Below are 14,258 nucleotides of genomic sequence, written 5' to 3'. Positions count from 1 at the left end.
AGCAGGGCAACCCGCTCGACACCGACACCATGATCGGCGCCCAGGCTTCGAAGGAGCAGCTGACCAAGATCCTTTCCTACCTCGACCTTGGCAAGCAGGAAGGCGCCGAGCTGCTGTGCGGCGGCGCCCAGGCCAAGCTGGGCGGCAAGTCGCCCAACATCTTCTTCGCCGACGTGGTGGCCAAGGACGACGGCTTCCTCGACAAGGCGGTCGAGGGCTTCGTGATGTTCGCGCTGAACCAGGGCGAGGTCTGCACCTGCCCGTCGCGCGCGCTGGTTCAGGAGTCGATCTACGACCAGTTCATGGAGCGCGTGCTCAAGCGCGTGGCGGCCATCAAGCAGGGCAACCCGCTCGACAAGAGCACGATGATCGGCGCCCAGGCTTCCAAGGAGCAGCTCGACAAGATCCTGGGCTACCTCGACATCGGCAAGCAGGAAGGCGCGCAATGCCTGATCGGCGGCGAGCGCAACCAGCTCGGCGGCGACCTCGAAGGCGGCTACTACGTCAAGCCGACCGTCTTCAAGGGCCACAACAAGATGCGCATCTTCCAGGAAGAGATCTTCGGCCCGGTGGTCTCGGTGACGACCTTCAAGGACGAGGAAGAGGCGCTGGCGATCGCCAACGACACGCTGTACGGCCTGGGCTCTGGCGTGTGGACCCGTGACATGAACACCGCCTTCCGCATGGGCCGCGGCATCCAGGCCGGCCGCGTGTGGACCAACTGCTACCACGCCTACCCCGCGCACGCGGCCTTCGGCGGCTACAAGCAGAGCGGTATCGGCCGCGAGACCCACAAGATGATGCTCGACCACTACCAGCAGACCAAGAACCTGCTGGTCAGCTACAGCGAGCAGCCGCTGGGCTTCTTCTGACCCGGCGATCTTGACGCCGCCCTCGTCAGCCTCGTGACAGGTCGCACCGCGGCTGTGTCAGGCTGGCACAACCGCGGCCCGGCTTTCACCGGGCTGACGAGGGATTCCTGCACTGACGAAACTCAAGTTACGGCCCTAGCATGGATGGATGTGATGCCGGCTGTCCGCTACCCTCGGCGGCTACCGCGCAGCGCGAAAGGATCCGTGCGATGGCGATCTCGACCCTGGCCCGCGACGGCGCCGCCCTGCCGGCCGTTGGCGACCCGCTGCATGCGGAAACCATCCTGCATTCGCACGAGCGCTGCGCGGCGCTCGGGCTGTCGCGCATCGAGCGGCCGGACCACGCCGCGCTGATCCGCTCGGACCTGGCCATCGCCCGCGAGCGCAACCTGCGCCTGCACCTGCACGCCGCGCCGGTGATGGAGCTGCTGCTCGAGCAGACCATGGCCACGCAGAGCATGGTGGTGCTCACCGATGCCCAGGGCACCGTGCTGCACTCGGTGGGGCACGACGCCTTCCTGCAGCGCGCCTCCAAGGTGGCGCTGGCGCCGGGCGCCAACTGGTCCGAATCGAGCAAGGGCACCAACGCGATCGGCACCGCGCTGGTCGACGAGCTGCCCACCGTCGTCCATGCCGGCGAGCACTACATGCACGCCAACGGCTTCCTCACCTGCTCGGCCGCCCCCATCTTCGACCCGCGCGGCAACATGCTGGGCGTGCTCGACGTCTCGGGCGACCACCAGAGCTACCACATGCACACGATGGGGCTGGTGAAGATGTCGGCCCGCATGATCGAGAACCACTGGCTGTCCGACGACTTCCGCCACGCGCTGCGGCTGCACTTCCACAGCCGGCCTGAGTTCATCGGCACGCTGATGGAAGGCATCGTCGCCGTCGGGCGCGACGGCAAGCTGCTGGGCGCGAATCGCGGCGCGCTGGATCAGCTCGCGATGAGCGGCGCCGCGCTACGCATGAACACGATCGCCTCCCTGTTCAGCGTGACCGTCGGCGCGGTGATCGACCATTTCCGCTCGCCGATGGCGCCACCGATGGCGATGGTGCTGCCCAACGGCCAGCGCCTGCACATGCGCGCCGTCTTCAACTGGCCGACCTGGCATGCACTGGGCAGCGTGACGATCGACGCGGCCGGCGACGAGGTCGAAGCGGCCCTCAACCCCGGGCCCGCCGGCGACGGCGGCTTCTTCGCCGCAGCGGCGGGCGCGCGCACCGCCACCGGCGCGAGCCCGGCGATGTCGGGCCTGCGCTACCTGCAGACCGGCGATGCGCAGATGGAAGCGGTCATCACCAAGGTGCGCCGCGTGCTCAACCGTGACATCTCGGTGCTGGTGCTGGGCGAAACCGGCACCGGCAAGGAGTTGCTCGCCCGCGCGATCCACCACGATTCCGAGCGCTCGCGCTACCCCTTCGTCGCGGTCAACTGCGCGTCGATCCCCGAGAACCTGATCGAGGCCGAACTGTTCGGCTACGAAGACGGCGCCTTCACCGGTGCACGCCGCAAGGGCTCGCCGGGCAAGATCCTGCAGGCCAACGGCGGCACGCTGTTCCTCGACGAGATCGGCGACATGCCGCTGTCGCTGCAGGCGCGGCTGCTGCGCGTGCTGCAGGAGCGCCAGGTCACCCCGCTGGGGTCGGCCAAGTCGGTGCCGGTCGACGTGGCCGTGGTCAGCGCCACCCACCGCGCTCTGCGCGACATGATCGGCTCGCACACCTTCCGCGAAGACCTCTACTACCGGTTGAACGGCCTGGTCGTGCGGCTGCCGCCGTTGCGCGAGCGCAGCGACCTGATGACGATCGTGCGCAAGATCCTGCGCGCCGAGACCAACGGCCGCCCGCTCGAGCTCGAGCCCGAGGTCGTCACGCTGCTGCAGGGCTACCACTGGCCCGGCAACATCCGCCAGCTGACCAACGTGCTGCGCACCGCCGCCGTGATGGCCGGCGGCGAGATGATGATCACGCGGTCTCACCTGTCGGACGACTTCCTCGAAGACGCGCAGCGCGACCTGCCCGCCGCGTCGCCCGCCATGCCAGCCATGCCCGCCGCGGCCGCGGCGCCGCCCACGCCGGCGACCGACCCGGCGGCCAGCGCTGCCACGCTGGAAGAGATGGAACTGCGCACGATCCAGCGTGCGGTCGACGAGGCCGGCGGCAACATCTCGGTGGCCTCGCGGCGCCTGGGCATCAGCCGCAACACCATCTACCGCAAACTGCGCTGGAAAGTCTGAGCCCCCACGCTCCCTTCCGGTCGCTGCCCCCCGGGGGGGCTTTTGCAGCGGACCGGCAGAGCCGGATCCGCGCAAACCCCTTGGTTGATTCCGCGATTGGCATACCGGCCCGCGTATCGGCACGCGTCTTGCAATGAATCAGCACCTGGAACACCGTGGAGCACAAAGGCGTGCTCCGTTCCGCCACTGCTGCTTCACTGCCGATGAAAATCCTCGTGCTCGGCTCGGCCGCCGCCGGCGGCTCGCCCCGTTGGAACTGCACCTGCCCGCAATGCAGCGGGCTGCGCAGCGGCGCGTTGCGCGGCAGGCCACGCACGCCCGGCTCGATCGCCGTCTCGGCCGACGGCCAGGGCTGGCTGCTCGTCAACGCCTCGCCCGAACTTGCGCAGCAGCTGCGCGACACCCCGGCGCTGCAGGCCGCCGGCGGCGAGGGCGCGATGCCGCCGATCCGCGCCGTGCTGCTCACCGACGCGCGGCTGGAACACGTCGCCGGCCTGCTGAACCTGCGAGACGGGCCGCCGCTCGAGTTGTACTGCACGCCGCGCGTGTTCGAGGAGCTGACCGGCGAACTCGCGCTGCTGCCGGTGCTGGACCACTACTGCGGCGTGCACTGGCACCTGCTGCCGATCTCGGGCGAGCTGAGCGACGAGCCCGGCGCGGTGCCGTGCAGCACCGAATTCCGCGTGCCCGGCTGCCCGGGGCTGCGCCTGTCCGCCGTCGCCCTGCCCGGCTCACCGCCGCCGCATTCGACGCGCCACGACGACCCGGCCGCCGGCGACGCCATCGCGCTGCTGATCGAGGACGAGCGCAGCGGCGAGCGCCTGTTCCACGCCCCCAGCCTGGCGCACATCGGCCCCACCGAGCGTGACTGGATGGCGCACGCCCAGTGCATCCTCGTCGGCGGCCTGCACGAACCGCTGCACGATCTCGCGGCGCTGTCGGCCCCGCGCAAGGTGCTGACCGAAGCCCGCCACGACCAGCCCCTGCTCGACGAAGCCAGCCCCGAGCGGCACCAGCTCGCTGCCCATGGCATCGAGGTGGCGCACGACGGAATGGAGATCGAGCTGGACTGAACCGCGCTCTGAACCGCGATCAGCGGGTCGCCACGCCCCAGGGCAGTTTGCCGACCGGGATCTCGGCCAGCTTGACGTGCTTCAGCGCGTCCACGACCGCCACGCTGCCCGAACGCCCGCAGGCGACATAGAGTTTGGAGCCGTCCGGCGACAGCGCCATGTTCCACGGGCGCTGGCCGACCGGCACCGTGGCGATCACGGTCAGGCTGGCGGCGTCGATCACCGAGACCGTGGCCGCGCCCCCGTTGGAGACGAAGATCCACTTGCCGTTCGGGTGCGCGGTGACACCGTTGCTGCGCGAGCCGGACTTGACCTTGGCAAGCACCTCGAGCTTGCGCGTGTCGATCACGTACAGCTCGTCGGAGTTCTCGGCCGCCACGTAGGCGCGTGCGCTGTCGGGCGAGAAGGCGATGCCGCGCGGCCGCGCGCCGACGGGGATGCGGGCGACGTCGGCGCGCTTGGCGAAGTCGATCACGTTGACCGCCTCGCCCTCTTCGGCGCTGACGAAGACCTGCTTGCCGTCGGGCGAGAACACCGCGTGCTCGGGGTTCTTGCCGCTGACCTTGACGACGAAGGCCACGGCCTTGGTCTGCGTGTCGACGAAGACGACGTCGTTGCTTTCCTCGATCGCCACGACGACCCAGCGCCCGTCGGGCGAGATGCCCACACCCTCGGGCGATTCACCCAGCGCCACTTCCCCCGCCACCTTGCGCGCGGCCAGGTCGACCAGCACAACCCGGTTGTTCGGCTGGTCGCTGACATAGGCCAGGCGGCCGTCGGGCGTGATCGCCGTGCCGCGCGGCTTCTTGCCGACCGCGATGTCGGCCACCACCTGGTCGCTGGCGATGTCGATCACGCTGAGCGTGCCCGAGCCTTCGTTGGGCACGTAGGCGAACGGTGCGGCCCGCGCGCTGGTGGCGCCGGCACCCAGCAGCGCAGCGGCCACCGCCAGCGGCCACATGCGACGGAAGACGCCATCGCGCTTGACCAGCAGGTGGTGCAGTGCCGCGAGCACATGGCCGGCGACCAGCGCGGCAAACAACCAGGCCAGGGCCACGTGCAGGCCATTGAAGAAGCCGTAGACCGACGGCAGGTCAGGCCCCCAGGGACGCAGCGCGAGGCCGAAGAACTTGACGCCATGCTTGCTGAAGTTCGACGCGATGTAACCCGCGACGGGCAAGGCCAGCATGCAGGCGTACAACGCGCGGTGGCCCCAGGTGGCGGCACGCTGCAGGCCATGGCTCATCGCCGCGGGCCAGGCCGGCGGCCGGTGCGCAAGCCGCCAACCCAGGCGCACGAGCACCAGCGCCAGCAGCATCAGGCCGATCGACTTGTGCAGGTTGATGACTGCGCCGCGCGATGGCGTGCCGCGCGGCGCGATCGAATCCAGCGCAAAGCCGAACACGATCTGGGCCACGAGCGCCAGGCCGATGGCCCAGTGCAGCGCCATCGCGACCCGGTCGTAGCGAGCATTCATCGACACGTTCCTTTACTTCAGAAGCTGTAGCTGCCGTTGAAGCCGGCCAGCCAGGTGCGCCCGGGCGCTGGCTCGAAGAAGCGGCCGTTGCCCTCGTTGACGATCACCGAGCCCGCGTACCGGCGGTCGAACACATTATCGGCACGCAGGAAACCGCTGACGGCCCAGGGGCCGCGTCGAAGCTTGTAACCGACGCTGGCAGCGACGGTGGCAAAGCCCGCGGCGTAGTCGCTGTTGGTGTCGTTGACCATCACGCGGCTGAGCGCCCGCAGCTCGGCACCGGCCTGCCAGCCCTCCTCCGGTGCCCAGCGCAAGGCCGCATAGCCGGAGTTGCGCGCCACCCCCGGCAGCCGGTTGCCCGCCGGGATGACCAGCGTCGGCTCGCTGCAGGGCGGCGCGGCACAGGTGGTGAAGCTCTCATCGTATTTCGCATCGAGCCAGGTCAGCGCGGCCTGGGCCTTCCAGTCGCCGGCCAGGCGGGCCTGCCAGCCGACCTCGACGCCGTCGCGCCGCGTCTTGCCGGCGTTCTGGAAGCTGGCCCGGCCGCCGAGGTTGGTCTGGGTGACGATCTCGTCGTTGGTGCGCACCGCGAACACGGCGACGTTCAGCGCCTGCTGCGCGTCGATGCGCCACTTGGCGCCGAGCTCGAGGTTGTCGCTGCGGGCCGGCTTGAGCGTGGTGTTCAGCCCGGCCGAGCCGTCGGGCCGGTAGGCCAGCTCGTTGAGCGTCGGCGTCTCGAAGCCGCGGCCGGCCGAGGCATACAGGTGCAGGTCGTCGCTGGCCAGGTACATCACCGAGGCGACCGGCGTCGTCGCGCTGAAATCGGTGTCGCCGCTGTCGTCGCCGTTCGGGCCGCTGATGTAGTGGTCGCGGCTCTTCACCGTCACCTTGCTGTGGCGCACGCCGGCATCGAGCCGCCATTGCGGCGCAGGCCGCAGCGTGGCCTGCAGGTACTGGTCGAATGCGTTGCTGCGGTTGCTCTCGTCGCGCCGCAGTGCGCCCTTGACGCCCAAGGTCTCGCCGATGAAGTTCTCGTAGCCGCGGCGATGCTCGTCGAGCCCGTCGAAGGCGATGCCGGCAACCAGCGCGTAGGGCATCGCGCCGTTGCGCTCGTCGAGCGTCCAGCGCAGGTCGGCGCCCTGGTAGTCGCGGGCCAGGTCGATCACGCCGCCCGGGTGGTTGGGGCTGCCCTGCGGTGCCGTCGGGATCGCCTGGAACTGCTCGGTGTGGCGGCTGCCGCCGTAGGCCATCAGCTGCAGGCGCTGGTTGCGCGCCAGCACGTGCTCGTAGTTCGCGCCGAGCTGGGTCTGGTCGAAGGCCTTGCGGGTGTTGAAGGCCAGCGCCACCGGGTCCACGCTGCGCGGGTCGGCCTCGAACTGCTCGCGCTTCAGGCCCAGCGGATCCTGCGCCTCGGGCACGCCGATGCTGTTGGCCACCACGGTCAGCTTGTCGCCGGCCAGTGCATCCGCGGTGGGCCGCCAGGTCAGCTTCAGGTTGCCCAGCTCGCGCCGCACCGCGCTGTGCTCGCGCCAGCCGTCGGTCTCGAAGTGGGCCAGGTCTGCCGCGTAGCCGAAATCGCCGCTGCTGCCGCTGGCCTGCAAGTTGGCCCGCAAAGTGCCGTCGCCGCCGCCGGCCAGGCCCAGGCTGGCAGTGGGCGCGCCGCTGCCGCCTTCGGTGGTGACCTCGATCACGCCGCCCGATGAGTTGCCGTACAGCGCCGAGAACGGCCCGCGCAGGATCTCGATGCGCTCGGCCGAGCTCAGGTCGACGTGCGAGACCTGGCCCTGGCCGTCGGGCAGCGTGGCCGGGATGCCGTCGACGTACATCCGCACGCCGCGGATGCCGAAACTCGCGCGCGCGCCGAAGCCGCGCACCGAGATCTGCACGTCCTGCGCGTAGTTTTGCCGGTCGCGCGCCAGCAGGCCCGGCACGCCGCCCAGGGCCTCGGCGATGTTGGCTTGCAGGCGGTGCTCGCGGATCTGGTCGGGCCCGATGCGGTCCACCGATGCCGGCACGTCGAACGGCTGCTCCTCCAGCCGCGTGCCGGTCACGACCACGCTCTGCGCGGCGGGCTCGGGCTGGCTCTGCGCCTGCGCCAGGGCCGGCAGGACGAGGGCCATCAATGCCGGCCAGCGGCGCCGGGCGAACGGCGGGTTCATCATCGGTGTGTCTCCAGATTTATGGTGGTGGGGCGGGCCACCCTTCGAGGGGTGGCCCGCGGCAGCCGCTAAAGATGCCAGCTGACGCGTTGTTCGGCAAATATCGCGGCGAGCCGACCGTTGGTTTGGAGCGACTGCACGGCCTGCTGCAACGCGGCCGCGAGTTCGTCGGCGCCCTGGCGCACGGCACAGCCGATGGCCCAACCGGCCGGCGGCACGCGCGGCGATGGCAGCGGCTGCAGCGCGAAGCGGGCGTCGCCGGCCAGCACGCATTCCAGCTCGGACGCGAGCCCGGCCGCCGCATGCACCTGGCCATCGCGCAGCGCCTGGGCCGCGCCCACGCCATCGGCAAAGGCGGTGACGAGGCCTTCCTTGACCGCACCCGCCAGCAGCCAGCCGGCCAACGACTGGCCGGCCACCGCGACCGGGTGGCCCTGCAACTCCGCGAGGTTCTCCACCTTGCCCAACTGCTCCACACGCGTGGCCAGCACGACCCGCTCCCGGTAGTATGGTGCGATCACCGTCACCTGCGGGTTGGCCTGCATCAAGGCGCGCTCGACCGGCACGTGCAGCAGCACGTCCGCCGGCCCCCAGCCGAGGTAGTGGCCCTTCCAGACCATGTTGCGCAGGTCGTCGCCCATGTTCTCGCCGGCCTGGAACGGCATGGGGCTGAACTTCAGCGCCATGGCCGCCGCGATCGCGCGGCCGAGCTCGACATCGATGCCGTGGCCGTCGACGTGGAACGGCGGCATCTCCTGGTAGAGACCGACCAGCAGGCTGCCGCGCTCGCGGATGCGGGCGAGGTTGCCCGCGCTGCCTTGCGCGAACGCGGCCGCCGGCGCCAGTGCGGCACCGGCGGCTGCAAGCAGACAGGCGCGGCGTGTCGCAAGGTGCAGCCCAGACCTGGGGGTCGTCATCTCACATCGGCTTTTCACGCCGCGTCTCCAGATAGGCCTTGATCGACCAGATCGCTTCCTGGTTCAGCGTGCCCTCGAAGGGCGGCATGTAGACCGCGCCGTTGCGCGAGCGGCCGTTGCGCACGGTCGTCAGGAAGTACTGGTCGTTCTCGACCATGCACGCGGTCTTCTTCGCGGCGTCCTTCATCGACGCGCAATCGTTGTCGAGGCGGCGCAGGTCCGGCGCGATGCCGCCGGAGATCGCCTCCAGCCCGTGGCAGCGCGCGCAGTTCTGGTTGAAGGCCGAGGTGCCGATGCGCACCGCGATGTCCTGGCTGCCGTCCTTGGCCCGATAGGGGTTCTGGTCGCGCCAGCCCTCGCCCAGCGAGGGCAGCTCGTGGGTGTCCACCGCCTGCGGCGTGACGTCGCCGTGCGCCAGCGCGATGGCGCAGGCGGTCAGGCCGGTGGCGAGGCCGGCGGCCCAGGTGGCGGCGTGCAATGCATGTCTCCTCATCTCGGAACTCCTGTATCGGAACGGTGGCAAGGGTTGGCTGAAGCCAGGGACTGCCACAGCGGACTGCAAAGCACATGCCACTGGCGCGGGACAACCGCCTGCGCGATGCCGGCCGAGAGCGCGTCAGGGTAAACAAGCAGCCGCCTGCTCCAAATGAAGACAGCGGAGCAGCTGTGACACCGGGCCTGGCACGGCCCGTCGCAGCCGCGCACAGCGATGGCACAGCAAACCCTTGCTATCGGGCCCGCGCGGGGCCCGCCGCGCGCGGGCACGGCGGTTGCAATCCGACACCCCATCTCGGCGGAAGAGGCAGGCGATGTCGCATGGCGCGAAGGCGGCTCGACGGTGGTGGCGGCAAGGGCTGGCGATGGTGGCGCTGGTAGTGCTGGCCGCGGCGTTGCCCGCGCGCGCCGGCGTGATGACGCGCGAGGCGCTTCAGGTGCTGTTCCCCGCGCCGCTGATGCTGGGCGAGCGTGACGCGGCGCTGCCCGTCTGGCCGGTGTTCAAGCAGGAGGCCACATCGACGGTGCTCGTGGCCTACGTCTTTGAATCGATCGACCTGGCGCCGGTGCCCGGCTTCTCGGGCACGCCGCTGAACCTGTTGGTGGCGCTGGATGCGCAGGGCAGCTTCCTCGACGTGCGCGTGCTCTCGCAGCACGAGCCGGTGTTCCTGGACGGGCTGGGCCCGGCGCCGCTGTTCCGCTTCGTCGAGCAGTACCGCGGCCTGTCGCTGAAGCAGAGCATCAAGGTCGGCGGCAAGCCGGGCGATGCCGCGCGCGCAGACAGCGCCGCCGTCACGATCGACGGCGTGGCAAAGGCGACCGCATCGGTGCGCATCGTCAACCAGAGCCTGCTGGCGGCCTCGCTGAAAGTCGCGCGGGCCAAGCTCGGCTATGCCGCCGGCCGCGACCCCGAGCTGGTCGGCCGCGTGCGCAGCGACCTGGCCGCCGAGCGGCTGGGCTGGGCCGAGCTGCAGCGAGCGGGCCTCGTGCAGCATGTGACGCTGACGCGCGGCCAGGTCGAGCAGGCCTTCGCCGGCACGGTCGGCCAGGGCCTGGGGCCGGCCGGCCCGGCCGACGCGCCCTACATGGAGTTCTGGCTGGCGCACCTGGGCGTGCCCCCGGCGGCGGCCAGCCTGCTCGGCGAGGCGGGCCGCGCACACCTGCAAGGCCGGCTCGACGCCGGCGACCATGCGCTGCTGGTCGTTGCCCGCGGCGCCGGCAGCTTCATCGGCGACGCCTTCGTGCGCGGCGCCGTGCCGGACCGGCTGACGCTGCGCCAGGGGGAGTTGCCCCTCGAGTTGCGCGACATGGATCTCGATGACCCGCTGGCCCTTCCACCCGAGCTGCGCGGCGCGGAATCCAAGGTCTTCCGCGTCATCGGCCCGGCCGGGCTCGATCCATCGCAGCCGATCGAATTCCGCTTTCGCGTGACGCGCAGCAAGGGCATCGTCTACCCCGAGCGGGTCAGCCGCGACTTTCCGCTGCCCTTCGCCCTGCCCGGGCCCTACGTGACGGCGCCGGAGGCCGACGCCAAGTCCTGGCGCGGCATCTGGGCCGCGCGCGCGGCCGAGCTCGGCGTGCTCGGTGCAGCGCTCGTGCTGCTGGCCGCCGTGCTCGCGCGGCCGCGCTGGCTGATCGCCAAAGTGGTGGGCGACGCCCGCCGGCTGGCCTGGGTACGCAATGGTTTCCTCGCCTTCACGCTCGTCTTCATCGGTTGGTTCGCGCAGGGCCAGCTCTCGATCGTCAACCTCACGGCACTGCTGCAGGCGCTGCGCGCCGGCCACTCGCTCGGCTTCTTCCTCTACGACCCGGTCACGCTGGTGCTGTGGGGCTTCGTCGCGCTCACGCTGGTCGTCTGGGGCCGCGGCACCTTCTGCGGCTGGCTCTGCCCCTTCGGCGCGCTGCAGGAGCTGGTGAGCCAGCTTGCTGCCCGCCTGAAGCTGCCGCGCCTGCGCCTGCACCGCCGCACCGATGCGCGGCTCAAGCGCCTGAAGTACGGCCTGCTGGCGCTGCTGCTGGCCAGCACACTGGTGCCCGGCGGCGCGACCGACGCGCTGGTCGAGCTCGAGCCGTTCAAGACGGCGATCACGCTCGGCTTCGTGCGCACCTGGCCGTATGTGCTGTGGGCCGGCGCGTTGGTGGCCTCCAGCGCCTTTCTGTACAAGAGCTACTGCCGCTACCTGTGCCCGCTCGGCGCGGGCCTGGCCGTGCTGGGAAGGCTGCGCCGCTGGGATTGGATCGCCCGCCGCGCCGAGTGCGGCACACCGTGCCAGACCTGCCGCCACCGCTGCGAATACCAGGCCATCCGCCCCGACGGCCGCATCGACTACGCCGAGTGCTTCCAGTGCCTCGACTGCGTGGCCATCCACGCCGACCCGCGCCGTTGCGCACCGCTGATCGCGCAGGCCCGGGGCGGCCGCCGCATCGTGCCCATCCACCCCCTCGCCCCGAGCGGAGCCGCGCCATGAGACGACGCCAGGTGCTCTACGCCGCGATGGGCCACGGCCTGATGCCCGCCGCCGCGCAGGCCACGCCCGCACCGCTCGTCTGGCGCCGGCGCGACTGGCTGGGTTTCGGCACCACGCTGTCGCTGCGCGCCGGCGCCGAGGACGAAGACCTGCTCGAGCGTGCGCTCGACGCCGCCGTGCGGGCCGTGCGGGCGATCGAGTCGCAGATGAGCCTGTACGACCCCGACAGCGCGCTGTCGCGACTGAATCGGCACGGCGCGCTGGCCGAGCCGCCGGCCGACCTGCTGGCCGTGCTGCGCCTGGCCCAATGGGTGGCGCGCCACAGCGGCGGCGCCTTCGACGTCACCGTGCAGCCCCTGTGGCAGGCCTTCGATGCGGCGCGCCAGGCGGGCCGGCTTCCGCGCGCCGCCGAGGTGAGCCGGGCACACGAGCGGGTCGGCTGGCGCGCGCTGCGCGTCGAGCCGCATCGGGTGGCCTTCGCCCGCCCCGGGATGGCCGCCACGCTGAACGGCATCGCCCAGGGCCATGCCTGTGACCGCGTCCGCGACCTGCTGCGCGCCCATGGGGTGCACCACGCCTTGATCGACACCGGCGAACTCGCGCCCCTGGGCCGCAACCCGGGCGATTCGCCGTGGCGGCTGGGGCTGGTCGACCCGCGGGACGACCATGCATTGCTGGCCCGCGTGCTGGCCGATGGGCGCTGCGTCGCCACCTCGGCCGACGAGCCGAGCAGCTTCTCGGCCGACCACCGCCACCACCACATCTTCGACCCCGCGAGCGGCTACTCTCCCTCGGGCCTGGCCAGTGTGACGGTCGCCGCGCGCAGCGGCGCGCTGGCCGATGCGCTGACCAAGGTGATGTTCGTCGCCGGGCCCGCGCGCATCGCCGAACTCGCCCGGCGCTGGCAGGTCGACGCGCTGTGGGTCGACAAGCTCGGCCAGCGCGGCGCCACCGCCGGCTGGCGCCTGGCCACCGGCTGAAGGCGGCCACGCCCCCCCAATCAGAAGACACCCGCCAGCGCCCAAAGGGGCTACGCTGACACGCACAGGGAGTGCACCGCGACCAAGCCGACATCCGGCGCGCCGTATGGTCGATTCAGACAGCACGCCCGCTCCCGCGATCCACCTGTGCACCGCAGTTCCCTCGCCGGCCGAACAGCGGCTGGCGCTGGTGGTCGTCAGCGTGTCGGCCCTGCTCTTCGCCGTCGCGGCGCCCTGGGCCCGCGTGCCGCTGTCGCCGCAGCCGGTGTTCGTGGCGGTGTACCAGTCGGCGCTGGTGATCAACGACCTGATCACCGCCGCGCTGCTGTTCGGCCAGTTCCACCTGCTGCGCTCGCGCGCGGTGCTGCTGCTCGGTGGGGGCTACCTGTTCACCGCGCTGGTGGCGGTGGTGCATGCGCTGAGCTTTCCGGGGCTCTTTGCGCCCGGCGGCCTGCTCGGCGCTGGCCCGCAGAGCACCGCGTGGCTGTACATGCTGTGGCACGGTGCCTTCGCGCTGGTGGTGATCGGCTACGCCCTGCTCGCCGGGCGCGAGCCGGCGCGCCTGCCGGCCTGGTCGGCGGCGCCCTATTCGGCGGCCGCGCCGATCGGCGCCTGCGTTGCCGTGGTGGTCGTGCTGGTGGTCGGGGGCACGCTGCTGGCCACCGTCGGCGAGCCGCTGCTGCCGGCGATCATGGCCGGCCCGCGCTACACGCCGGCCATGCTCGGCGTCGTCACGCTGGTGTGGGCCTTGAGCATGGGCGCGGGGGCGGCGCTGTGGCGCCATCGGCGCCGCTCGGTGCTGGACCTGTGGCTGCTGGTCGTCATGTGCGCCTGGGTGTTCGACATCGGCCTGGCCGCCGTGCTGAATGCCGGCCGCTTCGACCTCGGCTTCTACGCCGGGCGCCTGTACGGCCTGCTGGCCTCGTCCTTCGTGCTGCTGACCCTGCTGACGCAGACGCTGCGCCTGTACGGGCAACTGGCCGGCGCGAACGACACGCTGCGCGACATCGCCGAGCGTGACGGCCTGACGGGCCTGTTCAACCGGCGCCGCTTCGACGAGACGCTGCAGGTCGAGCTGCAGCGCGCCGCGCGCGAGCGCCAGCCGATGTCGCTGTTGATGGTCGACGTCGACCACTTCAAGCGCTTCAACGACACCCACGGCCACCTGGCCGGCGACGCCTGCCTGCGCGCGGTGGCCCGCCAGATCGCCGGCACGGTGACCCGTGCGGCCGACCTGGCGGCCCGCTTCGGGGGCGAGGAGTTCGCCGTGCTCCTGCCCGGCACCACCCCCGCCGGCGCGATGTGCGTGGCCGAGCAGATGCGCCGCGCGGTGGCCGGCATCGACCACGGCGCCGCTGGCCGGGTGACGGTCAGCGTCGGTGTCGCCACCGTCGTCCCGGTGCCTGGCGCCGGCGCCGACGAGCTGGTCGCTGCGGCCGACAACGCGCTGTACGAGGCCAAGGCCGCCGGCCGCAACCGGGTCGTGCCCGCCTCGTTCGGGATGCGGCCCGGGCTGGCGGCCTGACAGGTTGGGCAAGGAGTTACAGACAGACGACAATTCACCGGCGCACGCG

10 protein-coding genes are annotated in these 14,258 nt (G+C 71.3%); 6 read left to right on the top strand and 4 right to left on the bottom strand.

Going from position 1 to position 14,258, the window contains the following annotated elements:
- From VJ693_RS20315 to VJ693_RS20305, 3 genes are all read left to right on the top strand, one after another.
- The coding region (locus VJ693_RS20315; RefSeq protein ID WP_324157169.1) for an aldehyde dehydrogenase family protein at positions 1–872 on the top strand (872 nt) is incomplete at its 5' end.
- 209 nt (positions 873–1,081) lie between these two features.
- Complete coding sequence (locus VJ693_RS20310; protein ID WP_324157167.1) at positions 1,082–3,115, top strand: sigma-54-dependent Fis family transcriptional regulator; 2,034 nt, start codon at positions 1,082–1,084, stop codon at positions 3,113–3,115.
- 203 nt (positions 3,116–3,318) lie between these two features.
- The gene (locus tag VJ693_RS20305) at positions 3,319–4,188 is read left to right on the top strand and encodes an MBL fold metallo-hydrolase (protein WP_324157166.1); all 870 of its coding nucleotides are present in this window, start codon (positions 3,319–3,321) and stop codon (positions 4,186–4,188) included.
- 19 nt (positions 4,189–4,207) lie between these two features.
- Here VJ693_RS20305 and VJ693_RS20300 read toward each other — a convergent pair whose 3' ends face one another.
- The 4 genes from VJ693_RS20300 to pedF all read right to left on the bottom strand — a co-directional run bounded on the left by VJ693_RS20300 (position 4,208) and on the right by pedF (position 9,234).
- Complete coding sequence (locus VJ693_RS20300) at positions 4,208–5,665, bottom strand: cytochrome b/b6 domain-containing protein (protein WP_324157164.1); 1,458 nt, start codon at positions 5,663–5,665, stop codon at positions 4,208–4,210.
- A 17-nt stretch (positions 5,666–5,682) separates the two neighbouring features.
- On the bottom strand, positions 5,683–7,824 hold the full coding sequence (locus VJ693_RS20295; RefSeq protein WP_414652326.1) for a TonB-dependent receptor family protein: 2,142 nt from the start codon (positions 7,822–7,824) through the stop codon (positions 5,683–5,685).
- A gap of 68 nt (positions 7,825–7,892) precedes the next feature.
- Complete coding sequence (locus VJ693_RS20290) at positions 7,893–8,741, bottom strand: transporter substrate-binding domain-containing protein (protein WP_324157161.1); 849 nt, start codon at positions 8,739–8,741, stop codon at positions 7,893–7,895.
- A 1-nt stretch (position 8,742) separates the two neighbouring features.
- The gene (gene pedF / locus VJ693_RS20285; RefSeq protein WP_324157159.1) at positions 8,743–9,234 is read right to left on the bottom strand and encodes a cytochrome c-550 PedF; all 492 of its coding nucleotides are present in this window, start codon (positions 9,232–9,234) and stop codon (positions 8,743–8,745) included.
- Between the two features lie 367 nt (positions 9,235–9,601).
- On the opposite strand from pedF, the gene VJ693_RS20280 reads away from it, so the two are divergent.
- From VJ693_RS20280 to VJ693_RS20270, 3 genes are all read left to right on the top strand, one after another.
- On the top strand, positions 9,602–11,704 hold the full coding sequence (locus VJ693_RS20280) for a 4Fe-4S binding protein (RefSeq protein WP_324157157.1): 2,103 nt from the start codon (positions 9,602–9,604) through the stop codon (positions 11,702–11,704).
- Positions 11,701–12,684 (top strand): FAD:protein FMN transferase, encoded by a 984-nt coding sequence (locus VJ693_RS20275; RefSeq protein WP_324157155.1) that lies wholly within the window; start codon positions 11,701–11,703, stop codon positions 12,682–12,684. The genes VJ693_RS20280 and VJ693_RS20275 overlap by 4 nt, the downstream gene beginning before the upstream one ends.
- A 106-nt stretch (positions 12,685–12,790) precedes the next feature.
- A complete protein-coding gene (locus VJ693_RS20270; protein ID WP_324157153.1) occupies positions 12,791–14,209 on the top strand; it encodes a sensor domain-containing diguanylate cyclase in 1,419 nt (472 codons plus the stop codon).
- The last annotated feature ends 49 nt before the right edge of the window (positions 14,210–14,258 follow it).

The sequence above is a fragment of the Ideonella sp. genome (assembly GCF_035254525.1).
Taxonomy (GTDB): domain Bacteria; phylum Pseudomonadota; class Gammaproteobacteria; order Burkholderiales; family Burkholderiaceae_C; genus Ideonella.
Note: the sequence above shows the minus strand (reverse complement) of the source record. Positions and strands in the feature narration are given on the sequence as shown.